Source organism: Pseudomonas sp. B23(2017) (assembly GCF_002113725.1).
GTDB lineage: Bacteria > Pseudomonadota > Gammaproteobacteria > Pseudomonadales > Pseudomonadaceae > Aquipseudomonas > Aquipseudomonas putida_Z.
Genome location: NZ_NEJM01000003.1, coordinates 225,467 through 249,950 on the forward strand (window position 1 = coordinate 225,467; position 24,484 = coordinate 249,950).

The 24,484-nt window shown below is 64.3% G+C and carries 23 protein-coding genes and 2 pseudogenes; 11 read left to right on the forward strand and 14 right to left on the reverse strand.

Annotated features, from left to right (window positions below):
- Window positions 1-77: 77 nt before the first annotated feature.
- Window positions 78-1,553 (reverse strand): helicase HerA-like domain-containing protein, encoded by a 1,476-nt coding sequence (locus CAG46_RS06735; RefSeq protein WP_085614270.1) that lies wholly within the window; start codon window positions 1,551-1,553, stop codon window positions 78-80.
- 169 nt (window positions 1,554-1,722) lie between these two features.
- Here CAG46_RS06735 and CAG46_RS29290 point away from each other — a divergent pair.
- The 5 genes and pseudogenes from CAG46_RS29290 to CAG46_RS06755 form a co-directional block, all read left to right on the forward strand.
- Window positions 1,723-2,739: pseudogene (locus CAG46_RS29290) on the forward strand (cache domain-containing protein); the annotation flags it as partial.
- Between the two features lie 261 nt (window positions 2,740-3,000).
- Window positions 3,001-3,597: pseudogene (locus CAG46_RS29295) on the forward strand (methyl-accepting chemotaxis protein); the annotation flags it as partial.
- A 233-nt stretch (window positions 3,598-3,830) separates the two neighbouring features.
- The gene (locus CAG46_RS06745) at window positions 3,831-4,952 is read left to right on the forward strand and encodes a glycosyltransferase family 1 protein (protein WP_025340498.1); all 1,122 of its coding nucleotides are present in this window, start codon (window positions 3,831-3,833) and stop codon (window positions 4,950-4,952) included.
- On the forward strand, window positions 4,945-5,709 hold the full coding sequence (locus CAG46_RS06750) for a DUF2334 domain-containing protein (protein ID WP_085614271.1): 765 nt from the start codon (window positions 4,945-4,947) through the stop codon (window positions 5,707-5,709). The genes CAG46_RS06745 and CAG46_RS06750 overlap by 8 nt, the downstream gene beginning before the upstream one ends.
- Window positions 5,706-6,698, forward strand: a complete 993-nt coding sequence (locus tag CAG46_RS06755; protein WP_061551882.1) for a lysylphosphatidylglycerol synthase transmembrane domain-containing protein — start codon at window positions 5,706-5,708, stop codon at window positions 6,696-6,698. The genes CAG46_RS06750 and CAG46_RS06755 overlap by 4 nt, the downstream gene beginning before the upstream one ends.
- 308 nt (window positions 6,699-7,006) lie before the next feature.
- Here CAG46_RS06755 and purU read toward each other — a convergent pair whose 3' ends face one another.
- Window positions 7,007-7,858, reverse strand: coding sequence for a formyltetrahydrofolate deformylase (gene purU / locus CAG46_RS06765; protein WP_023662871.1), 852 nt, complete (start codon window positions 7,856-7,858; stop codon window positions 7,007-7,009).
- 284 nt (window positions 7,859-8,142) lie between these two features.
- Between purU and mvaT the strand changes: the two genes are divergently transcribed.
- Complete coding sequence (gene mvaT, locus CAG46_RS06770; protein ID WP_003259590.1) at window positions 8,143-8,520, forward strand: histone-like nucleoid-structuring protein MvaT; 378 nt, start codon at window positions 8,143-8,145, stop codon at window positions 8,518-8,520.
- Window positions 8,521-8,605: 85 nt separating this feature from the next.
- On the opposite strand, the gene sbcB is transcribed toward mvaT, so the two are convergent.
- The 3 genes from sbcB to CAG46_RS06785 all read right to left on the reverse strand — a co-directional run bounded on the left by sbcB (window position 8,606) and on the right by CAG46_RS06785 (window position 10,984).
- A complete protein-coding gene (gene sbcB / locus CAG46_RS06775) occupies window positions 8,606-10,039 on the reverse strand; it encodes an exodeoxyribonuclease I (RefSeq protein ID WP_085614273.1) in 1,434 nt (477 codons plus the stop codon).
- A gap of 75 nt (window positions 10,040-10,114) precedes the next feature.
- Window positions 10,115-10,474: a PilZ domain-containing protein gene (locus CAG46_RS06780; protein ID WP_085614274.1), complete on the reverse strand. Its 360-nt coding sequence runs from the start codon at window positions 10,472-10,474 to the stop codon at window positions 10,115-10,117.
- A 123-nt stretch (window positions 10,475-10,597) separates the two neighbouring features.
- Window positions 10,598-10,984 (reverse strand): tol-pal system YbgF family protein, encoded by a 387-nt coding sequence (locus tag CAG46_RS06785; protein WP_085614275.1) that lies wholly within the window; start codon window positions 10,982-10,984, stop codon window positions 10,598-10,600.
- Window positions 10,985-11,163: 179 nt separating this feature from the next.
- Here CAG46_RS06785 and pyk point away from each other — a divergent pair, with 179 nt between their 5' ends.
- Window positions 11,164-12,618 carry a pyruvate kinase gene (gene pyk, locus CAG46_RS06790; RefSeq protein ID WP_013974057.1) on the forward strand — a complete coding sequence of 485 codons (1,455 nt, stop codon included), beginning with the start codon at window positions 11,164-11,166 and terminating at the stop codon, window positions 12,616-12,618.
- Between the two features lie 124 nt (window positions 12,619-12,742).
- Here pyk and CAG46_RS06795 read toward each other — a convergent pair whose 3' ends face one another.
- Entirely contained in the window at window positions 12,743-13,663 is a 921-nt protein-coding gene (locus tag CAG46_RS06795; RefSeq protein WP_085614276.1) for an iron-sulfur-binding ferredoxin reductase, read from the reverse strand.
- A gap of 275 nt (window positions 13,664-13,938) precedes the next feature.
- Here CAG46_RS06795 and CAG46_RS06800 point away from each other — a divergent pair, with 275 nt between their 5' ends.
- The gene (locus tag CAG46_RS06800) at window positions 13,939-15,462 is read left to right on the forward strand and encodes a fumarate hydratase (protein ID WP_085614277.1); all 1,524 of its coding nucleotides are present in this window, start codon (window positions 13,939-13,941) and stop codon (window positions 15,460-15,462) included.
- Between the two features lie 119 nt (window positions 15,463-15,581).
- On the opposite strand, the gene CAG46_RS06805 is transcribed toward CAG46_RS06800, so the two are convergent.
- Together CAG46_RS06805 and CAG46_RS06810 are read right to left on the reverse strand one after the other, a co-directional pair.
- The gene (locus CAG46_RS06805) at window positions 15,582-16,454 is read right to left on the reverse strand and encodes a carbon-nitrogen hydrolase family protein (RefSeq protein ID WP_085614278.1); all 873 of its coding nucleotides are present in this window, start codon (window positions 16,452-16,454) and stop codon (window positions 15,582-15,584) included.
- Window positions 16,451-17,041 carry a GNAT family N-acetyltransferase gene (locus CAG46_RS06810; protein WP_013974061.1) on the reverse strand — a complete coding sequence of 197 codons (591 nt, stop codon included), beginning with the start codon at window positions 17,039-17,041 and terminating at the stop codon, window positions 16,451-16,453. Before CAG46_RS06810 ends, CAG46_RS06805 begins: the two co-directional genes overlap by 4 nt.
- 115 nt (window positions 17,042-17,156) lie before the next feature.
- Between CAG46_RS06810 and CAG46_RS06815 the strand changes: the two genes are divergently transcribed.
- On the forward strand, window positions 17,157-17,555 hold the full coding sequence (locus tag CAG46_RS06815; RefSeq protein WP_025340507.1) for a nuclear transport factor 2 family protein: 399 nt from the start codon (window positions 17,157-17,159) through the stop codon (window positions 17,553-17,555).
- 118 nt (window positions 17,556-17,673) lie between these two features.
- Here CAG46_RS06815 and CAG46_RS06820 read toward each other — a convergent pair whose 3' ends face one another.
- From CAG46_RS06820 to CAG46_RS06845, 6 genes are all read right to left on the reverse strand, one after another.
- Entirely contained in the window at window positions 17,674-18,252 is a 579-nt protein-coding gene (locus tag CAG46_RS06820; protein ID WP_025340508.1) for a DJ-1/PfpI family protein, read from the reverse strand.
- 51 nt (window positions 18,253-18,303) lie between these two features.
- Window positions 18,304-19,461 carry a phosphatidylserine/phosphatidylglycerophosphate/cardiolipin synthase family protein gene (locus CAG46_RS06825; protein WP_085614279.1) on the reverse strand — a complete coding sequence of 386 codons (1,158 nt, stop codon included), beginning with the start codon at window positions 19,459-19,461 and terminating at the stop codon, window positions 18,304-18,306.
- Window position 19,462: 1 nt separating this feature from the next.
- Window positions 19,463-20,044, reverse strand: coding sequence for a YceI family protein (locus tag CAG46_RS06830; RefSeq protein WP_025340510.1), 582 nt, complete (start codon window positions 20,042-20,044; stop codon window positions 19,463-19,465).
- Between the two features lie 44 nt (window positions 20,045-20,088).
- Window positions 20,089-20,385, reverse strand: a complete 297-nt coding sequence (locus tag CAG46_RS06835) for an amidase (protein WP_085614280.1) — start codon at window positions 20,383-20,385, stop codon at window positions 20,089-20,091.
- The gene (locus tag CAG46_RS06840; RefSeq protein ID WP_085614281.1) at window positions 20,382-21,464 is read right to left on the reverse strand and encodes a serine hydrolase; all 1,083 of its coding nucleotides are present in this window, start codon (window positions 21,462-21,464) and stop codon (window positions 20,382-20,384) included. The genes CAG46_RS06835 and CAG46_RS06840 overlap by 4 nt, the downstream gene beginning before the upstream one ends.
- A 167-nt stretch (window positions 21,465-21,631) precedes the next feature.
- A complete protein-coding gene (locus tag CAG46_RS06845) occupies window positions 21,632-22,519 on the reverse strand; it encodes an acyl-CoA dehydrogenase (RefSeq protein WP_085614282.1) in 888 nt (295 codons plus the stop codon).
- A 160-nt stretch (window positions 22,520-22,679) separates the two neighbouring features.
- Between CAG46_RS06845 and olsB the strand changes: the two genes are divergently transcribed.
- Window positions 22,680-23,435, forward strand: coding sequence for an L-ornithine N(alpha)-acyltransferase (gene olsB / locus CAG46_RS06850; RefSeq protein ID WP_015271672.1), 756 nt, complete (start codon window positions 22,680-22,682; stop codon window positions 23,433-23,435).
- On the forward strand, window positions 23,435-24,223 hold the full coding sequence (locus tag CAG46_RS06855) for a lysophospholipid acyltransferase family protein (RefSeq protein WP_085614283.1): 789 nt from the start codon (window positions 23,435-23,437) through the stop codon (window positions 24,221-24,223). Before olsB ends, CAG46_RS06855 begins: the two co-directional genes overlap by 1 nt.
- The last annotated feature ends 261 nt before the right edge of the window (window positions 24,224-24,484 follow it).

The window sequence follows — 24,484 nt, forward strand, 5'->3', positions numbered from 1 at the left end:
TTCGCAGCCCTTTCGCGACACAAGGCCGCTCCTACAGGTACAGCGCAGGCCTGTGGATGGGGGCAGGTACAGGCAAACTACCTTTTCTTGCCCCCCAGCAACGACCCCATCAACCCACGCACCAACTGCCGACCCAACTGGTTGGCCGCCTGGCGCACCGCCGACTTGATGGCCTGCCCTGCCGCACTCTGCAAGAACTCACCAGCCTTGTCGGCAAAGCTCTCTTCATCCGCCTTGGGTTGCGGCACGGGCTCCACCGGCTCGCCCTTGCGCTGGGTCAGCATCTCATACGCCGACTCACGGTCCACCGGCTTGTCGTAACGCCCCGCCAGCGGCGAATCGGCAATCAGCGCACTGCGCTCAGCCGCACTCAACGGCCCGATACGCGACTGCGGCGGGGCAATCAGCACCCGTTGCACCATCGCAGGCGTGCCCTTTTCTTCCAGCGTCCCCACCAGCGCCTCGCCAATGCCCAGTTCGGTCAGCACCGCCAGGGTGTCGAACGCCGGGTTGGGGCGGAAGCCATCGGCCACGGCGCGCAGCGACTTCTGCTCCTTGGCGGTAAACGCCCGCAAGCCATGCTGAATGCGCAAGCCCAACTGGGCCAGCACCGCATCCGGCAAATCCCCCGGCGACTGGGTAACGAAGTACACCCCCACACCCTTGGAACGAATCAGCCGCACCACCTGCTCCAGGCGATCCTGCAATGCCTTGGGCGTATCGTTGAACAACAAGTGCGCTTCATCGAAGAACAACGCCAGCACCGGCTTGTCGGCATCACCGCGCTCAGGCAGTTGCTCGAACAACTCGGCCAGCAGCCACAACAGGAAGGTCGCGTACACCTTCGGTGCATCGTGAACCAACCGGCTGGCGTCCAGCAGGTGGATACGCCCACGGCCATCCGGGTCTGGCCGCAGGAGGTCCTCGAGCTGCAGCCCCGGTTCACCGAACAACGCCTCGGCGCCCTGCTGCTCCAGGGTCGCCAACCGGCGCAACAGCGCCTGGGTGGAGGCCGTGGTCATCAGCGCGCTGTCCTCACCCAGCAGTTTCGGGTTGTCCTTCAGGTGCGCGAGCAGCGCCTTGAGGTCCTTGAGGTCGAGCAGCAGCAGGCCTTCACGGTCGGCCACCTTGAACGCCGCATACAGCGCCGCCTGTTGGCTGTCGGTCAGTTCAAGCAGGTTGCCCAGCAGCAGCGGCCCCATTTCACTGAGGGTGGTGCGCAGCGGGTGGCCGGACTGCCCGGCAATGTCCCACAGGCTCACCGGGTAAGCCTGGGGCCTGTGCCCCAGCCAGGGCATGCCGGCGATGCGCTCGGCCACCTTGCCCTGCGGCGCACCAGCAGCGCCCAGGCCGCAAAGGTCACCTTTGACATCGGCGGCGAACACCGCAACCCCCGCGTCACTGAACGCTTCCGCCAGATGCTGCAGGGTGACGGTCTTGCCAGTACCCGTCGCGCCCGCCACCAGGCCATGGCGGTTAGCCAGCCTCATCGCTTGCCCAACTGGCTGGCCATCCGGGCCAGCACCTACAACGATGGTCGAAATTTCCGACATCTCTTTAATCCTCTGCTTAAGCTTTACCGTAATTCGGCCGATACCTGTGGGTGATATTCGCCTTAATAGAGAGGAACAACCGAAAAGGGACTTTTCGGGATGTTGCACTGCTTTGCGACTCCACGCGTGCAAACGCCTGATATGAAACCTTAGCGGAACCGATTACGCCATGAACAAAAGCCTTCGTTTCAGCCACAAGATTCTTTTGGCAGCGTCACTGATCGTGATACTCGCCTTCAGCCTTTTCACGCTCTACAACGATTACCTCCAGCGTAATGCGATCCGCGAGGACCTCGAAAACTATCTGGCTGAAATGGGCGCTTCCACTTCGACCAATATCCGCAACCTGTTCGAAGGCCGTATCAAGCTGGTGGAAAACCTGGCACAGAACATAGCCCAGGACCCGACCAACGCCGAAACCCTGATGGGCCAGAATGCGCTGGTTTCCAGCTTCCTCACCGTCTACCTGGGCAAGGTCGACGGTGGCTTCAGCGTGCGCCCTGATTCGAAAATGCCCGACGGCTACGACCCACGCACCCGCCCTTGGTACAAAGACGGCATGAATGCCGCCGGCGCGACCCTGACCGAGCCGTACATCGACATGACCACCAACAAGATGGTCATCGGCATCCTCAGCAAGGTTTCCGCCAGTGTCGGCGTGGTCGGTGGCGACCTGGCCCTGGACGGCCTGGTGCAGATCATCAACTCGCTGAACTTCGGCGGCATGGGCTACGCCTTCCTGGTCAACGACCAGGGCAAGATCCTGGTGCACCCGGACAAAGACCTGGTGATGAAGTCGCTGTCGGACCTGTTCCCGCAGCACACGCCGAAACTGACCGGTGAGCTGACCGAAGTGCAGAGCGAAGGCCAGGCCCGCCTGCTGACCTTCACCCCGATCACCGGCCTGCCTTCGGCCAACTGGTACATCGGCCTGTCGGTGGACAAGGACAAGGCCTTCTCGATGCTCAGCACCTTCCGCACCTCGGCGGTGATCGCCACGCTGGTGGCGGTGGTGATCATCATCGGCCTGCTCGGCCTGCTGATCCGTGTGCTGATGCAGCCGCTGCACACCATGACCCGCGCCATGGAAGACATCGCCGAAGGTGAAGGCGACCTGACCAAGCGCCTGCGTATTCACAACCACGACGAATTCGGCATCCTGGGCAGCGCCTTCAACCGTTTCGTCGAGCGTATTCACAGCTCGATCCGCGAAGTGTCCTCGGCCACCGAGCAGGTCAACGAAGTAGCCCTGCGGGTCATCAGTGCCTCGAACTCGTCGATGACCAACTCCGACGAACAGTCCAACCGCACCAACAGCGTGGCCGCCGCCATCAACGAACTGGGCGCCGCCGCCCAGGAAATTGCCGGCAACGCCGCCCAGGCTTCGCAGCACGCCAGTTCGGCGCGGTTGCTGGCCGAAGAAGGGCAGCAAGTGGTGGAACGCAACATTGCGGCAATGAACCGCCTGTCCGACCTGATCGTCACTTCCAGCGCGCACATCGAGACGCTGAACAGCAAGACCGTCAACATCGGCCAGATTCTCGAGGTGATCACCAGCATTTCCCAGCAGACCAACCTGCTGGCGCTGAACGCGGCCATCGAAGCGGCCCGCGCCGGTGAAGCCGGGCGTGGTTTTGCGGTTGTCGCCGATGAAGTACGCAACCTGGCGCACCGCACCCAGGAGTCGGCGCAACAGGTGCAGACCATGATCGAAGAACTGCAGGTCGGCGCGCGCGAATCGGTCGAGACCATGGACCAGAGCCAGCGCCACAGCCAGGACAGCATGCAGATCGCCAACCAGGCCGGTGAGCGGCTGGACAGCGTTACCGTGCGCATCGGCGAGATCGACGGCATGAACCAGTCGGTGGCCACCGCCACCGAAGAGCAGACCGCCGTGGTCGAGGCGATCAACATGGACATCAACGAGATCAACATGCTCAACCAGGAAGGCGTGGAAAACCTGCAGGCCACCCTGCGCGCCTGCTCCGACCTGGAGCAGCAGGCCGGCCGCCTGAAGCACCTGGTGGGCAGCTTCCGTATCTGATCGCAAACCGCGTCGCCTGCTTCGCGGGTAAACCCGCTCCCACAGGATCTCCGCCGCTCTTGAATGCGTGGTGATCCCTGTGGGAGCAGGCAAGCCCGCGAAGAAGCCCACACCGATCCCCCGCCCCGCCCAACCCCGATCGAACAAACTATCCTTCTGATAGGTCAACCTTTAGGCGCGTCATCGCCGGCCCGTTAGCGCCGGATGACAGACCCGAAGACGATCCCGGAGGGATGCTGATCGTGCACATCGCCGACATCACCATGTTCTACGCCCCCGCCAGCGGCGGCGTACGTACCTATCTTGATGCCAAACACCACCGCCTCGACGCCATCCAGGGCGTCCGCCACAGCTTGCTGATACCCGGTGCCAGTGCCCAGCACGCCGATGGCATCTACCAGGTGCCCGCACCGCCGCTGCCGTTCGGCAATGGCTACCGCTTCCCGGTGCGCCTGGCCCCCTGGTGCAATGTGCTGCGCAGGCTCAAGCCCGACCTGATCGAAGTCGGCGACCCCTACCTAACCGCCTGGGCTGCGCTGGAAGCGCGGCGCAAGCTCGATGTGCCGGTGATCGGCTTCTACCATTCCGACCTGCCGCTACTGGTCAGCAACCGCATGGGCAACTGGTTCACCCCCAATGTCGAGGCCTATGTCAGCAAGCTGTACGGCAATTTCGACCGGGTCCTGGCCCCCAGCCAGGTCATGGCCGACAAGTTGCGCCGCCTGGGAGTGCGCGATGTGCACGTGCAGCGCCTGGGCGTCGACCTGGCCACCTTCCACCCCAGCCAGCGCGACCCGCAGCTGCGTGCCGAACTGGGCATTGCCGACACCAGTCGCCTGCTGATCTACGCCGGCCGTGGCTCGCGGGAAAAGAACCTGCCGGTGCTGCTCGAGTGCATGCAGCACCTGGGCCATCCCTACCACTTGCTGCTGGTGGGTTCGAACATGCCGGCCAACGTGCCGCAGAACGTCAGTGTGATCGATCACTTCTGCCCGGCTCCGGAAGTCGCCCGGCTGATGGCCAGCGCCGACCTGCTGGTGCACGCCGGCGACCAGGAAACCTTCGGTCTGGTCATTCTCGAAGCGATGGCCAGCGCCACGCCGGTGGTGGCCGTGCGCGCCGGTGCTTTCGGCGAAATCGTCAACGAACAGTGCGGGCGCCTGTGCCGCCCCAACGATAGCAAGGCCATGGCGACGGCCGTGCAGGAGGCGTTCGAGGCCGGCGTGCGCAAGCTCGGGGCTCAGGCCCGTCGCCATGCCGAGCAGCAGTATTCGTGGGACCACGTGGTCGCCGGCCTGCTGCAGCACTACCAGGCCGTACTTGGCCACCAGCCGCAGGTCCGTGCCCATGGCTGAGCCACTGCCGCCAGCGCGCAGCCTGATGCTGGTGCTGCACGATGTCGCGCCCGAGACCTGGCCCGACTATCAACCCTTCGTCCAGGCCGTCGACGCCATCGGCGGCATCCCCATGACCTGGCTGGTGGTGCCGGACTTTCACCACCGCAACCCGCTGCAGCGCTCGCCCACCTTCTGCCGCTTGCTCGAACGGCGCCTGGCCCAGGGCGACGAGCTTGCCCTGCACGGCTTCTACCATGCCGACAACGGCCCGCCACCACGCACGCCCGGCGAATACTTCATGCGCCGTATCTATACCCATGAAGGCGAGTTCTACGCCCTGGACCAGCAGCAGGCCCTGCAACGCCTGGAGCATGGCCTGGCCCTGTTCGCCCAGCAGGGCTGGCCGGTGGCCGGCTTCGTCGCGCCTGCCTGGCTGATGAGCGAAGGCACCCGCCAGGCACTGCGCCGCCTGCCACTGCGCTACACCAGCACGCCACAGCACTTGTACCGTTTACCAGACTTTACCGCGATCAAGGCCCCGGGGCTGGTCTGGAGTGCCCGCAGCGCCTGGCGTCGCGGCCTGTCACGGGTGCTGTGCGACTGGCAATGCCGGCGCTGGCACGACGCCCAGACCCTGCGCCTGGGCCTGCACCCGGTGGACATGCGCCATCGCGCGTCCCGCGACTATTGGCTGAACACCTTGCACACGCTACTGGCACAGGGCCGCGAGCCCCTGACCAAGTCCACCTGGCTCGACCGCCAGGCCAACGCATGAACCGCCTGGCCTGGCTGGCCCTGGCACTGCTCGGCGCCGTGCTGGTGCCGGCCCTGCTCGGTGGCAGCGAGTTGCTGCCGAGGCTGCAGCGCTTCGCCCCCAGCCTGATGCTGACCCTGCTGGGCATGATCCTGCTGTGCTGGGTCATCAACGCCATCCGCTTGCGCCTGTTGCTCGGCCAGCAAGGAGCAAGGCTTGGGCGCCTGCGTAGCCTGGGTGTGGTGATGGCTACCGAGTTCGCCATCTGTACCACCCCCGGCGGCAGCGGCGGCCCATTGACCCTGATGGCCCTGCTGGCACGCGACCGGATCGGCCCGGCGCGCAGCGGCGCGGTGTTTGCCATGGACCAGCTGAACGACCTGGTGTTCTTTTTCTGCGCGATGCTGGCGATTGCCGGCTATGCACTGTTCCACAGCCTGGGCCGCAGCCAGGAAAGCATGTTGCTGGGCAGCGCGTTGCTGTTGTGCACGGCACTGGCCGGGGTGATCGGCCTGCTGCGCTACCGGCGCACGGTGATGCGCGTGAACGGCAGGTTGCTGCGCCGCCTGGGCATGAGCCGCCAGCGCAAGCGGCGCTGGGCGCGCAAGCTGCTGCGCTTCATCGACGCACTGGCGCAGACCTGGCGCCTGCCCAAGCGCACGCTGACCCTGGTGTTCACCCTGACCTGCGCCCACTGGGGCCTGCGCTACAGCGTGTTGTATCTGGTATTGAGGGGGTTGGGGGTAGACCTGGCGTGGATCCCCAGCTTTTTGGTGCAGATGCTCTCGCTCAGTGCCGGCCAGTTCAGCCTGCTGCCTGGCGGTGCCGGTGCCGCCGAGCTGACTTCGGCCAGCCTGCTGACGCCACTGGTGGGCAGTTCGACCGCGGCTGCGGCGATCCTGATATGGCGGGCGGTCACTTACTACTTTTATCTGCTGGCGGGTGGGCCGGTATTTGTGTGCCTGCTGGCGCGCCCGCTGCTGGAGCGTTGGCGGCGTCAGGCGGGTTGAGCTGCTGCCAAAGTTCGGCGGCGCCGGGGAAATCGGTGCCATCGGTGTCGGCCAGGGCTTCGGGGTCGTAGCGGGCCAGGCAGCCTTCACCGAGGGTGGGTGGGGGTGAGGCGGTGGGTTGGTTGCGCTGCTTGGCCATCGGCTTATCCCTCAGATTGCTGGGGGCGCTTCGCGCCCCTTTCGCGACACAAGGCCGCTCCTACAGGAGTTACGCGACGCAGTGCCGGTACGCGATCCCTTGTAGGAGCGGCCTTGTGTCGCGATGGGCTGCAAAGCAGCCCCAGAACCTCACAGGCAACCAGTCTGTATCAGTCAAACACCACAGTCTTGTTGCCATGCACCAGCACCCGGTCTTCCAGGTGATAACGCAGGCCACGGGCCAGCACCATCTTCTCCACATCACGGCCAAAGCGGACCATGTCATCGATGCTGTCGGCATGGCTGACACGCACCACGTCCTGCTCGATGATCGGGCCGGCGTCCAGTTCTTCGGTGACGTAGTGGCAAGTCGCGCCGATCAGCTTCACACCACGCAGAGCGGCCTGGTGATACGGCTTGGCGCCGACGAACGACGGCAGGAAGCTGTGGTGGATGTTGATCACCTTTTCAGCATAGTCCTGGCACAGTTGCGGCGGCAGGATCTGCATGTAGCGGGCCAGCACCACCACGTCGGCGGCGTGCTCCTGCACCAGGCGCGACACTTCGGCAAAGGCCGGGGCCTTGTCCTTGGGGTCGACCGGTACATGGAAGAACGGAATACCGTGCCACTCGACCATGCTGCGCAGGTCGTTGTGGTTGGAGATCACGCAAGGGATCTCGCAGTCCAGTTCATCGGTGTGCCAGCGGTGCAGCAGGTCAGCCAGGCAGTGCGACTCGCGGCTGGCCATCAGCACCACGCGCTTTTTCTGCGCCGAGTCGGTAATGCGCCAGGTCATGGAGAACTCTTCGGCGATCGGCGCAAACGCCTCGCGGAAGGCTTCGATACCGAATGGCAGCGATTCGGCGCGGATTTCATGGCGCATGAAGAACCAACCGCTCTGCTCATCGGAGTGGTGGCTGGCTTCGTTGATCCAGCCATTGTACAAGGCCAGGAAATTACTGACTTTCGCCACGATGCCAACACGGTCGGGGCAGGCGATCACCAGACGATAGGTGCGCATGAATGAGACTCCAGAACTTCGCAAAGGCGCTCATTCTAGCGGCCCGCCAGGAAAAACGCAGTATTGATCGCAGCGGCCGTGGCCTGTGTTCCTGAAGAGATGCACTGCTGGCATTCTCTGACAGACATGACGAAATGCAGGGTTAATTGTAAATTTTTGTTCACGTAGAGAAATGGTTGTCACAGCTTAGTTAACAGTTAATTGCCCAACAATATGTTTACTTGCGAGTATTGCCTGTCTATTATTGCCCCACACATTTCTGAACACGCATTAAGGAACACTCCATGTCCCTGATCAACGAGTACCGCGCTACCGAAGAAGCCATCAAGGAACTTCAGGCCCGCCTGGCCAACCTGTCGCAGGATGACAAGCTGAAGAAAGAACTGGAGTTCGAAGGCAAACTGCGCACACTGATGGGCGAGTACTCCAAGTCGCTGCGCGACGTGATTGCCCTGCTCGACCCAGAGTCGAAACTGAGCAAGGCACCTCGTGGTGCGGTCAAGACTACCGCCACCAAGCGTGCACGCAAGGTCAAGCAATACAAGAACCCGCACAACAATGAAGTGATCGAAACCAAAGGCGGCAACCACAAGACCCTGAAAGAATGGAAAGCCAAGTGGGGTGGCGATGTGGTTGAAAGCTGGGCGACCCTGCTGGACTGATTGTCCGCACACGCCTGCTGCTTATCGCAACAAGAACGCCGGCATATTGCCGGCGTTTTTGTTTGTCCGCGTTTTGTGTCGGCGCTCAGCCAATTGCAAACTGTGCCTGCAATTGCCGGGCATGTACCTGCCACGCGTCCAGCACACGCCGCCCCGCCTCGTCGGCGCCCTCCCAGGCCTGCTGCCGCGCCTGTTCGAAGTCGCCCAGCGTATTCGGCGCGCCCCAATGCGGGTCGCTAAGGCGCTGCTGGCAGAAGCTGAACCAGCGTTGCCGCTCTTCGCCTGTCAGGGTCTCGGGGAAGTTGCGCGCCCGATAGCGGAACAACAGCTCAGGCAGGCGCGGGTCATCGAACATCCACTGCCCACGGCCCAACTGCGCCGGTTCCAGTGCACGAACTTGCTCACATAAGCGGCGGTCACGATCCCCCAGAAAACCGTCATACAACTGTTGTTCCGGGTCTTCACTCGGGGTGAAGTCTTCCTTGCCGTAGATGTGTTCCAGCTTGTCTTGCCATTGCGCCTGTTGCTTGGCCAATTCTTCGCCGCGCAATTGTAACAACGTCAAGTCCAGGCCCAACCGTTGTTGATCAGCCGGGCGCAATACCGAAAGTGGCGCCAGTACCGGGCAGCGATTGATCTGCACCAATTTGAGCGGCACGGGTAATTCGCCTTCAGCCAGTTCTTCATGGCGGGTATACAAACGCTGGCGTAGAACTTCAGCACTTTCCCGTAGTAACGGTAGGGTTTCCTGATGCAGGTCGCACACAATCAGTGCATTGCGATTACGCGGGTGCCAGGCCAGTGGCAATACGACACCAAGGTAATTGCGTGCCGCCGAGAAGCGCCCGGATATATGCACCAGTGGCTGCAACAAACGAATCTGCTCCATCACTTTATGCTTGCTGCGCAACTGGAACAGCCAGTCATACAACTTGGGCTGTTTCTGCCGGATCAAGCGGGCCAGGGCGATGGTTGCCCGCACGTCGGAAAGCGCTTCGTGGGCATGCCCATGGTCGATGCCATTGGCCTTGCTCAGCAGCTCCAGGCGCAGGCTGGTGCGCCCGTCCTGCTGCGGCCACTCGATGCCCTCCGGGCGCAATGCATAGGCCGTGCGTACGATGTCGATCAGGTCCCAGCGGCTGTTGCCACCCTGCCACTCTCGGGCATAAGGGTCGAAAAAGTTGCGGTACAGGCTGTAGCGGGTCACTTCGTCGTCGAAGCGCAGGGTGTTGTAGCCGGCGCCACAGGTACCAGGGTGCGCCAGCTGCGCATGCACCCGGGTCATGAACTCGGCTTCGCACAGGCCCTGCTCGGCCAGCAGTTGCGGGGTGATGCCGGTCACCAGGCAGGCGGCCGGGTGCGGCAGGATATCGTCGGAGGGCCGGCAATAAAGGCTGATCGGCTCGTCGATTTCGTTGAGGTCGAAGTCGGTGCGCACGCCGGCCACCTGCAGCGGCCGGTCGCAGCGCGGGTTGATGCCGGTGGTTTCGTAGTCGTGCCAGAAAATGCTGGAGGTCACGGGGTCGTCCTGTATCGAGGTCGACCCGATTCTAGCGCGATTCTGGCGCGACTCCAGCGAGCCTGGGCCCGAGGCTCAGGCAGAGGCGTTGGCGGGGTGGAAACTGAAATAGTCGCGCAACGAGCGGACGAATTCGTCGTACTCGCGGGGCGCCTGCAGCAGCATGAAGCCCGAATCGTAGTGCCCGGGCGTCTGGTCTTCGCGGCACCACAGGCAGCTGGCGGTAAGGTTGACGAATTGATGCCCGCCACCAACCAGCGGCAGGCGTAATTGCAGATCGTAGTCGGGCCCGACCAGCACAGGTAGCTGGCTTATCAGCATCAGCCCGTCTTCGGAGGCGTTGCCCAGCTGGCCGATGGCCTGGCCGGTAATGCGGTTGAACACCTTGAGAACACAAGGCAGCTGATGGCGTTCGATGTGGCGCTTGTTGAACATGATCGCAAGTGCAGTCCGTATCCGATGCCAGGAATACGTGGAACTGGCGGTTGTTGTAACAGCTGAGTTACAGATTAGCGCAGCACGCGCGGCAAATCCCGTGAAATAAATCACACCTTGGTGTTAACGCCAAGGTGCGGCGGTCACCGGGTTTGCCACAGCGGCTTCGGCGCCGCGCAAATGGCCGAGTTTCTCTAGGGTCTGCAGGCGTGCCTGGGCGCGATAGGTGTATTCATTGCCCGGGTACTGCTGGATCAGGTACTGGTAGGTCTGCGCCGCATCCACGTACAAGGCCTGGCGCTCCAGGCACTGGCCGCGCAGCAGCGACACCTCGGGGTGGATGAACGGTCGCGCACGGCTGGTGCGGTCGACCTGCGACAGCTCGAGCATGACCCGTGCGCAATCACCACGGTCGTAGGCGCGGTAGGCATTGTTCAGGTGGTGGTCCATGGACCAGCGGGTGCAGCCGACGGCGCTGGCCGCCAGGGCTAAAACGATCAGGGCTCGCATGGGGGTCTCCTTTGATGCCAGTGTATCGGCCTTTGCCGGCAAATCTTCACACCCTTTTGCAAGGATACCCTGCCCGTTCAAATGCCACCCTGCCTTGGTCGCAGGTAGTGCAACGGAACAATGACTACAGCGAGATTCAGGAGTAGCCTTTCGCTGCGCTTCACTATAGGAGTCTGTGCATGAGCATCCGCCGTACCAAAATCGTCGCCACCCTTGGCCCCGCCAGCAACTCGCCGGAAGTGATCGAACAGCTGATCCTCGCCGGCCTGGACGTGGCACGCCTGAACTTCTCCCACGGCACTCCGGACGAGCACAAGGCCCGCGCGCGCCTGATCCGTGACATCGCCGCCAAGAACGGCCGCCATGTTGCACTGCTGGGCGACCTGCAGGGTCCGAAGATCCGCATCGCCAAGTTCGCCAACAAGCGCATCGAATTGAAGATCGGTGACAAGTTCACCTTCTCCACCGCCCACCCGCTGACCGAAGGCAACCAGGACATCGTCGGTATCGACTACCCCGACCTGGTCAAGGACTGCGGCGTTGGTGACGAGTTGCTGCTCGACGATGGCCGCGTGGTGATGCGCGTCGAGACCGCCACCGCAGATGCCCTGCACTGCGTGGTGATCATCGGTGGCCCGCTGTCGGACCACAAAGGCATCAACCGTAAAGGTGGCGGCCTGACCGCACCGGCCCTGACCGAGAAAGACAAGGCCGACATCAAGCTGGCCGCGGAAATGGACCTGGACTACCTGGCCGTGTCCTTCCCGCGTGACGCCAGCGACATGGAATACGCGCGCAAGCTGCGTGACGAAGCCGGTGGCAGCGCCTGGCTGGTGGCCAAGATCGAACGCGCCGAAGCGGTGGCCGACGACGAAACCCTCGACAAGCTGATCCTCGCCTCCGACGCCGTCATGGTCGCCCGTGGCGACCTGGGCGTGGAAATCGGCGACGCCGAGCTGATCGCCATCCAGAAGAAGATCATTCAGCACGCCCGCCGCAACAACAAGGCGGTGATCGTGGCGACCCAGATGATGGAGTCGATGATCCAGAACCCGATGCCGACCCGTGCCGAAGTGTCCGACGTGGCCAACGCCGTGCTGGACAACACCGACGCGGTGATGCTGTCGGCCGAGAGTGCCGCCGGTGCCTACCCGATCGAAGCCGTCCAGGCCATGGCCCGCATCTGCCTGGGTGCCGAAAAGCACCCGACCAGCCAGAAGTCCAGCCACCGCCTGCATACCACCTTCGAGCGCTGCGACGAGAGCATCGCGCTGGCGGCCATGTACACCGCCAACCACTTCCCGGGCGTGAAGGCGATCATCGCCCTGACCGAGAGTGGCTACACCCCGTTGATCATGTCGCGCCTGCGTTCGCACGTGCCGATCTTCGCCCTGTCGCCGCACCGTGCTACCCAGGCCCGTGCCAACATGTTCCGCGGCGTGTACCCGATCGCCTTCGACCCGGCCTCGCTGCCGGCCGACAAGGTGAGCCAGGCAGCGGTCGACGAACTGCTCAAGCGTGGCCTGGTGGAGCAAGGTGATTGGGTAATCCTGACCAAGGGTGACAGCTACCACACCATCGGTGGCACCAATGGCATGAAGATCCTGCATGTCGGTGATCCGCTGGTCGGTTGATGTGCTTCAGAGGGGGCCGCTCTGCGGCCCTTCGCGACGCAAGGCCGCTCCTACAAGGGATACGCATTCCCCTGTAGGAGCGGCCTTGTGTCGCGAAAGGAGGGCAAAGCCCTCCCCTGCTCACTCAGACATGCTCGACAAACACATCGGCAAACACCTGCCCCCGCGGCACCCCGGCAATGAACAGCCGCCGGGCAAACCGCTCGACACTCCCCGGCGCCCCGCACACCAGCGCCACCGTCTGCCGCGATGACGGCCGCAACCCTGCCAACGCCTCATCCAGTTGCTCTGCCAGTACCAACTCGACATTCACATCCGCCATCTCCCGCAACGGCTCGGCCAGATAATGCCCAACGCCCTCGCGCGCCACATGCATGACCCTGATTTCCCCTTGGTGCCCCTGCCGCAGAGCCTCGCGCAAGATGCCCCACAACGGCGCCAGCCCGGTCCCCGCCGCCAGCAACCACAGCGGCCGCTGCTGCCAGTCCGGGTCGTAATGCAAGGCCCCACCCCTTAGCTCGCCCAGGCGCAGCACATCACCCAGCTGCAAGCCACGGGCCTTGTCACAAAAGGCGCCGGGGTGCTGGCAGTCGATATGAAACTCGAGGAAATCATCTTCGCCCGGCAGGCTGGCCAAGGAGTAAGGCCGCGCCACCGCGCCATTCCACAGCACCACATGCTGCCCCGCCTGGTAACGCATTGCCCGTTCGGGCCGCAGCCGCACGCGCAGCACATCGCCGAACCAGTCCAGGGCACAGACCTGCGCCGGCACGCCATCCTGCTGCGGGTCGAACAGCGCCACGCGCAGGTCCTCGACTACCCGGCACTGGCAGGCCAGGCGCCAGCCCTGGGCATGCTTGTACGGTGCCAGGGCCTCGGGCATGGCATCCAGCGGTTGCCCGCCCAGGCAGTGCACCAGGCAGGCATGGCAACTGCCGGCACGGCAACTGTAGGGCACATTCAGCCCGGCCTCGTTCAAGGCATCGAGCAGGTTGCTGCCGGTCGGCACCGCCCAGCGGCGCTCGCCCACGCAAAGTTCGGGCATTTTCAGCTATCTCTTCCAGCTCTTGAGTTTCTGGGGCCGCTTTGCGGCCCCCTCCAAGCATCCTATCTCTACAACAAGTCAGCAAGAACAATGCCTGCCACCTGCCGACCATGGTCCAGACCGGCCGCAGGTGTGCCCGGCACGGATGCGCGCTATACTGCCGCGCCTTTTTCCGTCGGCCTGACCTGCCGGCGCCTTGCAAGGCGCTTCGACACGCTGGTCGGCACCGTCGAGCGCCGTAATGAATGTTCCCGTCTTTAAGAGGAGCGCGCTGCATGACCGTGATCAAGCAAGACGACCTGATTCAGAGCGTCGCCGACGCCCTGCAATTCATCTCGTACTACCACCCCGTCGATTTCATCCAGGCCATGCACGAGGCCTATCTGCGTGAAGAGTCGCCTGCTGCGCGCGATTCCATCGCCCAGATCCTGATCAACTCGCGCATGTGCGCCACCGGCCACCGCCCGATCTGCCAGGACACCGGTATCGTCACCGTGTTCGTGCGCGTGGGCATGGACGTGCGCTGGGACGGCGCCACCCTGAGCGTCGACGACATGATCAACGAAGGTGTGCGTCGCGCCTACAACCTGCCAGAAAACGTCCTGCGCGCTTCGATCCTGGCCGACCCGGCCGGTGCCCGCAAGAACACCAAGGACAACACCCCGGCAGTGATCCACTACTCCATCGTCCCCGGCGACAAGGTCGAGGTCGATGTCGCTGCCAAGGGCGGCGGCTCGGAGAACAAGTCGAAGATGGCCATGCTCAACCCGTCCGACTCGATCGTCGACTGGGTACTGAAGACCGTCCCGACCATGGGCGCTGGCTGGTGCCCGCCTGGCATGCTCGGCATTGGCATCGGCGGTACCGCCGAGAAGGCCGCCGTGATGGCCAAGGAAGTGTTGATGGAGTCCATCGACATCCACGAACTGAAAGCCCGTGGCCCGCAGAACCGCCTGGAAGAAATCCGCCTGGAGCTGTTCGAGAAGGTCAACCAGCTGGGCATTGGCGCCCAGGGCCTGGGTGGCCTGACCACCGTGCTCGACGTCAAGATCATGGACTACCCGACTCACGCCGCTTCGCTGCCGGTGTGCATGATCCCCAACTGCGCCGCCACCCGCCACGCCCACTTCGCGCTCGATGGCTCCGGCCCGGCCGAGCTGGAAGCGCCGTCGCTGGACGCCTACCCGGAAATCGTCTGGGAAGCCGGCCCGAGCGCCCGTCGCGTCAACCTCGACGCCATCACCCCGGAAGAGGTCGCCAGCTGGAAGCCGGGCGAAACCATCCTGCTCAACGGCAAGATGCTGACCGGCCGCGATGCCGCGCACAAGCGCATGGTCGAAATGCTCAACCGTGGCGAAGAGCTGCCGGTGGACCTGAAAGGCCGCTTCATCTACTACGTTGGCCCGGTCGACCCGGTCGGTGACGAAGTGGTAGGCCCAGCCGGCCCGACCACCGCCACCCGCATGGACAAGTTCACCCGCCAGATCCTCGAGCAGACCGGTCTGCTGGGCATGATCGGCAAGTCCGAGCGCGGCCCTGCCGCCATCGAAGCGATCAAGGACAACAAGGCCGTGTACCTGATGGCCGTCGGCGGCGCTGCCTACCTGGTGGCCCAGGCCATCCGCAAGTCGAAGGTCCTGGCCTTTGCCGAGCTGGGCATGGAAGCGATCTACGAGTTCGAGGTCAAGGACATGCCGGTGACCGTCGCCGTGGACAGCAACGGTGAGTCGGTACACATCACTGGCCCTGCCCTGTGGCAGAGCAAGATTGCCCAGAGCCTGGCAGTCGAAGTGAAGTAAGCCTGATGTAACAGTGTCGCCTTCTTCGCGGGTAAACCCGCTCCCACAGGGACAGCGCAAGCCTGGGGCTACGCGCTACCTGTGGGAGCGGGTTCACCCGCGAAGAGGCCGCCCCTGTTCTACACAATTCTTTCGAACTGCTCCGGCCAATCCCTTCGGGTAAACACCTGCCCTTCCCGCCTCACCCGCCGTACTTCCTCAAGGTCCACCTCACAGACCAGCCACTGACTGGTTGCAGGGCTCGATTCTTCACTCAAGGCCACCACCCCATCCCCCGGCATCCCATGATCCGGCGGCACGAACAGCCCTGCCCGGCCGATATTCTCGTCCAACGCCGGCGACCAGGGCGCCAGCCCGACCGTAGGGCTCTGCAACACCGCAATCTGGTTCTCCAGCGCCCGCGCCTGGGCACCGATACGCACCCGGTGGTAGCCCGCCTCGGTATCGGTACAGCTCGGGGCGAGGATCAGGTCGGCACCACCCTCGGCCAGACGCCGTGCCAGCATCGGGAATTCGTTGTCGTAGCAGATCAGGATGCCCAGGCGCCCCAGTTCGGTGTCGAACACCTGCAACCCCTGGCCTGCGGCTATATCCCATTGCTCCCGTTCGAAACGGGTCATCATCAGCTTGTCCTGATAACCCAGCACGCCCTTGGGGCCGAACAACCAGGCACGGTTGCGGTAGCGCCCATCGCTGTCCAGCACCGGTACGCTACCCGGTTGCAGGTAGATTCCCCAGCGCCGGGCAAGGCTCTCGCACAAGGCCTTCCAGGGCTCGATCAGCGGCTGGATACCGGCGATGGAGGCCTTAAGGTCACCCCGCTGCTCGGCACTCAGCTGCCCGCTGAGCACCAGCCCGGCGTACTCCGGCAACAGCAGCAGGCGGGCCCCCGCCTCCACCGCTTCGGCACACAGGCCTTGCAGGTGGTCGGCGTAGGCCTCCCAGGTTTCATGCAGCTCAATGGCGTACTGGCAGGCCGCCAGGCGGATCATATCGGCAGTTCCTTGAGCCAGAACGACATCAGCTTGTCGGAGCTTTCCTGCTCGTCCAGGTCGCGCCAGGCGTAGCTGGTGCGCAGCGACGGGTCGTGCAGGAAGCCGCGGTTACGCCAGAAGCCATGCAATGGTTTGTAGTCCGCTGGCCGCCGTGGATGCACGCCTGGCCGCTCGACCGCACAGAACGCGCAGTAGTCGAACTCGGCCAGCTTGTGTGCGTAGGACTCGCGCTCGATGAAAAAGCGCACCCCCAGGCCCTGGCCACGGTACTCGGGCAGTACCACCGATTCACCGAAGTAGTACACGCTGGCCGGGTCGCGCCCCTGAGCCAGGAACGGCTGCTGGAACTCGGGGGCGACATCCACCAGCGGCAGGCCGGTGGAGGCACCAACGACCTTGCCGTCGTCCAGTGCCAGCACTACCAGGCTGCGCCCGGAGCGGGCATAGGTGGCCAGGTAATCGGCCTCGTACTCCGGGGTGCCGTCGTAAAGGTAGGGAAACTCGCGGAACACGGTAAGGCGCAGGCGAGCGAGGTCATCGATGTAAGGCGCGATAGCAGCGCCGTGCAACAGGCGTATTTCCATGCTTGGCGGTCGTTTTGTCGATGTGGATGACGCGCTCGGCTAAGCCGGGCTTGAGGGGAAACCCTATCATCCGGAGCAACGACCCGCCTTTTCCCTCCACGACAGGTATTGTTCCATGACCGCTACCGAACTGGTAAATGCTTACTACGCCGCCTTCAACGCTGGCGACATGCCGGCCTTTCTCGCCCTGCTCAGCGAGGATGTGATCCACGACATCAACCAGGGCGAGCGGCAGATGGGCAAGGCCCGGTTTGCAGCGTTCATGGACAAGATGAACCGCTGCTACCGCGAGCGCCTGGCCGATATCGTGGTGATGCAGAACGCCGACGGCAGCCGCGCGGCGGCGGAGTTCACCGTGCATGGGGAATATCTGGCCGATGACGAAGGGTTGCCGGCGGCCAACGGGCAGACCTATGTACTGCCGGCGGGGGCGTTTTTCTATATCCATTGCGGGAAGATTGCCCGGGTGACCAACTACTACAACCTCAATGACTGGGTTGAGCAGGTGGCCTGATTAGAGTGTATTGCCTGTACTGGCCTCTTCGCGGGCACGCCCGCTCCCACAGGGATCCCACACGACTTGAGCGCAGTGAGGTACATGTGGGAGCGGGCATGCCCGCGAAGAGGCCCTGTCAGGCAATACGGGTACCAAGCACCTTGAGGAATGCCGCCAGCCACGCCGGATGCGCCGGCCATGCCGGTGCCGTCACCAGGTTGCCGTCCACATGCGCCTGGTCCACCGCGATATCGATGAATGTCCCGCCCGCCAAGCGCACTTCCGGGGCGCACGCCGGGTACGCACTGCATTCGCGCCCTTCCAGCACGCCGGCCGCCGCCAGCAACTGGGCACCATGGCATACCGCCGCGATCGGCTTGCCGGCCTGGTTGAATGCGCGCACCAGCTCCAGGACCTTTTCATCCAGGCGCAGGTACTCCGGTGCACGTCCACCCGGGATCAGCAACGCGTCGTAACCCTCGGCACGCACCCGCACGAAATCGTAGTTCAGGGCAAAGTTGTGCCCCGGCTTTTCGCTGTAGGTCTGTTCGCCCTCGAAATCATGAATCGCGGTACGCACGGTCTGCCCCGCGACCTTTTCCGGGCATACCGCATGCACCGTGTGCCCGACCATGCTCAGCGCCTGGAACGGCACCATGACTTCGTAATCTTCGACGTAGTCGCCGACCAACATGAGAATTTTCTTCGCCGTCATCGCACCCACTCCTTCGATTGCCTTGAGACAGTCACTGCACGATAGCCGGTCTCAGTCGCGACGGTCGAGCAAGTTGACCACCAACCGGTCCAGCCAACCCCACAACCGCTGCTTGACCCGGCGCCACAGCGGCCGGGCATTCCAGTGGCCCAGGTCGACCACCTCGCTCAAGGCGAAATCACGCTCGAAACTGGCCTGCACGGCAGCCGTCAGCGGCGGGTCGAGTGCCTCGACATTGGCCTCGAGGTTGAAGCGCAGGTTCCAGTGATCGAAGTTGCATGAGCCGATACTGACCCAGTCGTCGATCAGCACCATCTTCAGGTGCAGGAAACACGGCTGGTACTCGTAGATGCGCACCCCGGCGCGCAGCAGACGCGGGTAATAGCGGTGCCCGGCGTAACGTACCGAGGGGTGATCGGTGCGCGGCCCGGTCAGCAGCAGCCGCACATCGACCCCCTTGCCGGCAGCCCGGCGCAGCGACCGGCGCACGCTCCAGGTCGGCAGGAAGTAAGGCGTGGCCAGCCACACTCGCTGCTTGCCGCTGTTGATCGCCCGCACCAGCGAATGCAGGATGTCCTGGTGCTGGCGGGCGTCGGCATAGGCCACCCGGCCCATGCCCTGCCCCTGCGCAGGCACCTTGGGCAGGCGCGGCAGGCCAAAGCCCTCGGCGGGGCGCCAGGCAGTGCGACGGTTGTTGGCGTGCCACTGGCGGTCGAACAGCAACTGCCAGTCGCTTACCACCGGCCCCTGCATCTGCACCATCACCTCGTGCCATTCACTGGTCGCCTCGCCCGGTGTCCAGAACTCGTCGGTGACGCCCGTGCCGCCCACCACTGCCCAGCGCTCGTCCACCAGCAGCAACTTGCGGTGATCGCGGTACAGGTTGCGCAGGCCACGCTTCCAGCGCAGGCGGTTGTACCAGCGCAGGTACACACCTGCGTCCAGCAGGCGCTGACGCAACTGGCTGTTGAAAGCCAGCGAGCCATAGTCGTCGAACAGGCAGCGCACCCGCACGCCACGTCGGGCAGCCTGCTCCAGCGCTTCGACCACCGCATCCGCGCAGTCACCGGCTTCGACCAGGTACAGCTCCAGGTCGACCTGGAACTCGGCGCGCATGATCGCCAGGAGCATGCGCGGAAAAAACTCGGGGCCGTCGATCAGCAGTTCGAACTGGTTGCCATCCCGCCAGGGAAAGACCGGCCCCGGCATGTCAGCGGGCGGTGAAGATCAGCACCGCGCTAACCGGCACCGACGGGTTGATGGACTTGAGCCCGGCGAGCTTGCGCAGGCGTTGCAGCCCCGGCAACAGGCCGAAATCCTCGGCGCGCAGCACCAGGGGCTCAAGGGTCACCACCTGGAAGCGTCGCTCGTCCAGGCGGGTGGCCAGCAGCAGGGCGTTGTAGCTGTGCGACTGGCCATGCAGGGTCACGGTCAATGGCAGGCGCAATTCGATCTGGGCACCGTTGGCCAGGTCGTTGATCGGCCGCAGGTCCAGTTGCGCCTGCACCTTGGCTTCGGCAAAGCGCTCGACCTCGAACAGGTCCTCGCGCATGCGTTCATCACGCAGCGGAATACCGCTGCTCACCGAGTCCATCTCGATGCTCAACCCGGCCACACCCTTGCGGTCGACCGTGCCATGCAGCACCAGGAAGCGGTGCACTTCGGCGGTGTTACCGTTCTTGCCGGTAATGAACGAAAGGCGCGAAGACTCGCCATCGAGGTGCCAGTTGGCATGGGCGGGCAGGCAAAAAGCCAGCAACAAGGCGGGCAGCAGGCGGGGCAGCTTGAACATGACAGATCTCGTGAAACCAGGCCGCCAACCTTACCCGCCCGCCTTCACGGCAGCAAGCGGCAGCCCTCGCGCGGGCCTTGCCAGGCGGCCTGATTGCGACGGCCCAGGCCTTCAGCGGTGATCTGCCGCTGTTGGCTGTCTTCCTCCAGCAGGCTCAGCGGCAGCCATTGCTTCACGTAGCCTTGGCAATACGCCGGCTCGAACCCCATGACGAAGCGGCACGAGCAATATTCCTTGGCCGAGTAGGCCGAAAGGATACCGGGGAAGTCCGCCAAGGCCTGGCGCTCGTGCCAGGCCCAGTACACCAGCCCCAGCAACACCACCAGCAGCACCCGCTTCATGCCCCCTCCCCGGCCAGCGCCGCGAGTATCCGCTTGAGCAGTTCGTCGTGCTGGTAGCTGCCGTCGCGGTCATCGGCGTAACGCACGATCACCAGCTTTCGCGCGGGCAGCACGTACAGCGCCTGGCCCCAGTGGCCAAGGGCTGCGTAGGTGTCTGCGGGCGCACTCGGCCAAGGCCGGGCAGCACCGGCCAGCGGCTGGTTGAGCCACCAGTGGCCACCGGGGTTGGCCTCGCCGGGCAGCGCTTGGGCCGCGGCAAACGGCGTGCGGTTGAAAGCCACCCAGGGCTTGGGCAGCAATTGCCGATCCTGCCAGCGCCCGTCGCGCTGCATCAGCAGGCCGATGCGCGCCAGGTCGCGAGCGCTGAGGTACAGGTAGGACGAACCCACATAGGTACCTGCGCGGTCACGCTCCCATACCGCGCTGTCGATCCCCAACGGAGTGAACAGCGCATGCCAGGGGTAGTCGGGGTACTGACCGGCATCGAGCATGCCGCGCAACGCGGCGGCCAGCAGGTTGCTGTCGCCACTGGAATAGAGAAACCGCTGGCCCGGGCTGGCCACCGCTTCCCGCGCCGCCGCATAGGCCGCCATGTCCTCGCGACCACGGGTATACAGCATGGCCACCACCGAGGACTTGAGCGGGGCGTACTCGTAGTCTTCCTGCCAGTCCAGGCCGCTGGCCCAATGCAGCAGATCGGCCATGCGCACGCCGGGATGGGCGTGCATGGCCGGGTAGAAGCGGGTGACCGGGTCCTGCAGCTGGAAGCGGCCTTCGCCCTGGGCTACGCCCAATAGCGTGGCGAGTACGCTCTTGCTGATCGACCAGGTCAGGTGGGCGGTGGCGGCGGTGCTGGGGGCGGCGTAGCGTTCGTGGAGGATGCGGCCGTCGCGGATGATCAGCAAGGCGTCGGTGCGGATGCCGCTGCGTTCGGGGGTGGTGTGTGCGGGGAAGGCGTAGGCGTCGACGGCTTGCCAGTCGAGGGGGGTGTTGTCGATTGGCCAGTCCGGCGTTGGCCAGACCTCGGCTTTGGCGGTTCCCGTAGCCATGCAAAAAAGCAGCAGCAGACTTTTCAGCATCCCGTTTCAGGCTCGCAATTTTGGGGCTGCTGCGCAGCCCTTTCGCGACACAAGGCCGCTCCCACAGGGAACAGCGCTGCTCTCGCTTTTGTGGGAGCGGCCTTGTGTCGCGAAAGGGCCGCAAAGCGGCCCCAGGATTCATCGGATCACACAAGCCTATCAGGCATTCATGACAATCCCGCAGCAGCCCAAGCCTTGTTCAGCCGCTTCTCCCGCGCCGCCGCCGCCAGCGCCATCACCCCCTGGTCACGCTGCCAGATCTGCGCCCACTGCGCCGGCCCCGCCGCCAACGCAGCATCGATCTCCCCTCGCAGCGCCTGGAACTGTGCAAAAAATCCCCCCAGCAACAAATGGCAGCCAACGCTATCGGCGCACTGCCGGCTACCTTCGGCACACCCGGCCAGCAGCCCAAGCAGCTGCAGGCGCAGGGCCTGCGGCCAGGCGCACTCCTGCCCCACGCCATACAGCCAGGCCGTCAACGCCGTAAGCACATACAAGTCTTCCAGCGAACGGAACGGCTTCACATAGGCATCCCAACCATCACCGGCCAGCAACTCGCACGCCGCCTGGTCCAGCACCAGTCGCCCATGGCCCACCTCCGGCATCAGCGGCAGGGTCGGCAGCGCTTCCAGCGTCACACCAGGCTCCCCGGGGTAGACCACCGCCAGGTTCAACTGCGGCGCCGCGCCCGTCGCCTCGCAGCGCGCCGCCACCAGCAGCCATTCCGCCTCCAGGCCGGCAGTGACGAAGTCCTTGCTGCCGGTCAGCCGCAAGCCGTCCAGGCGCGTGCGCATCTCCGCCGGCCGCACGCTGCGCCGTTCGGTGGCGCACAGGGCACCGAGGCTCGGTGGAGCACTGGGCCACAGCACGCGCAAGGCGGCCTGGTAGCCGACCAGGAAGGCCAGGCCCGGGGTGGCCATCGCGCGCCCGCCGAGCACCGCCAGTTCGAACGGGGCAACCGGACCAAGGCGCTCGAGCAGCGCGGCATAGGTTTCGCCCAGGGTGCCCGCCAGCGCTTGGCGAAGCGGGTCGTTGAGTCGTTGCAACCAGGCCATCGGTCGGCTCCTTGCTGAAGGGCTTTCAGTTGAGGCTCAGGGGGTGTCACGCAAGCATCACCAAAGATTCACAGGGGTGACACCCCATCTACCTAGGCTGACTTTGCACAACAAAGCCGACCGGCCGCAACCCTTCATGGCTGGCTTATGGAGACTCGTAATGACTCGGATCGCTCACGCTGGCGACAACAGCACCGAACGCCGTCTGCAAGCCGAACGCCTGGTTGGCGCTGCGGCCCTGCAGGAAGCCCAGGCCCTGCGCTACAAAGTGTTCAGCGCCGAATTCAAGGCCAAGCTCAAAGGAGCCGAGCAAGGCCTGGACATGGACGACTACGACGTGCACTGCCGCCACATTGGCGTACGCGACCTGAGCACCGGCGAGCTGGTTGCCACCACCCGCCTGCTCGACCATCAGGCCGCCAGCAGCCTGGGCCGCTTCTATAGCGAAGAGGAATTCAGCCTGCACGGCCTGTTGCAGCTGCAGGGCCCGATCCTGGAGCTGGGCCGCACCTGTGTAGCCCCCGATTACCGCAACGGCGGCACCATCGCCGTGCTCTGGGGCGAACTGGCCGAAGTGCTCAACGAAGGCCGCTACAGCTACCTGATGGGCTGCGCCAGCATCCCCATGCAGGATGGCGGGGTGCAGGCCCACGCGGTAATGCAGCGCCTGCGTGACCGCTACCTGTGCACCGAGCACCTGCGCGCCGAGCCGAAGAACCCGTTGCCCAACCTGGCCCTGCCGAACAACGTCATTGCCGAAATGCCACCGCTGCTCAAGGCGTACATGCGCCTGGGCGCGAAGATCTGCGGCGAGCCGTGCTGGGACGAAGACTTCCAGGTGGCCGACGTGTTCATCCTGCTCAAGCGCGACGAACTGTGCCCACGCTACGCCCGCCACTTCAAGGCAGCGGTCTGATGCCGAAGCTGCGGGTAATAGCCCGCCTGACTCGACTGCTGCTGGTACTGCTGCTGGGCATGCTGATGGCCAGCGTGATCGCCCTGGGCGAACGCCTGGGGTTCAAGGCGCCCATCGAGCGCCGCCAGCGCTGGACCTGCCTGTTCATGAAGCGCCTGGTCGCGGCCCTGCCCTTCGATGTGCAGGTGGTCGGCGAGCTGCCGCAGCGGCCCATGCTGTGGGTCAGCAACCACGTGTCCTGGACCGATATTCCGCTGCTCGGCATGCTGCTGCCGCTGTCGTTCCTGTCCAAGGCCGAAGTGCGCCACTGGCCGGTGGCCGGCTGGCTGGCGGAAAAGGCCGGCACCCTGTTCATCCGCCGTGGCGGGGGCGACAGCCAGCGCCTGCGTGAACAGATCGCCGGGCAGCTGGGCCTTGCCCGGCCGCTGCTGATCTTCCCGGAAGGCACCACCACCAGCGGCCGTACCCTGCGCACCTTCCATGGCCGCCTGCTGGCAGGCGCCATCGACCGTGGCGTGGCGGTGCAGCCCGTCGCCATCCAGTACCTGCGCGATGGCCAGATCGACCCGATTGCACCGTTCATTGGTGACGATGACCTGGTGTCGCACCTGATGCGCCTGTTTGCCCTGCCGCGGGGCGAGGTATGCATTCACCTGCTGCAGCCGATCGGCAGCGTGGGCAAGGAGCGAGCGGTGCTGGCGTTGCAGGCGCAGCAGGCGATTCACCTGGCGTTGTTCGGGGTTGAAGACGTTGAGCTGGCGCCACGGCGGCAGGCGCGGGCCGCCTGAGTTTATGCATTGCCTGTTCTGGCCCCTTCGCGGGTGAACCCGCTCCCACAGGGACCGCACTCATCCTGAGTTCTGTGGTGTACCTGTGGGAGCCACAGGGATGGCACTCATCCTGGGTTCTGTGGTGTACCTGTGGGAGCCACAGGGATGGTACTCATCCTGAGTTCTGTGGTGTACCTGTGGGAGCCACAGGGATGGCACTCATCCTGGGTTCTGTGGTGTACCTGTGGGAGCCACAGGGATGGCACTCATCCTGGGTTC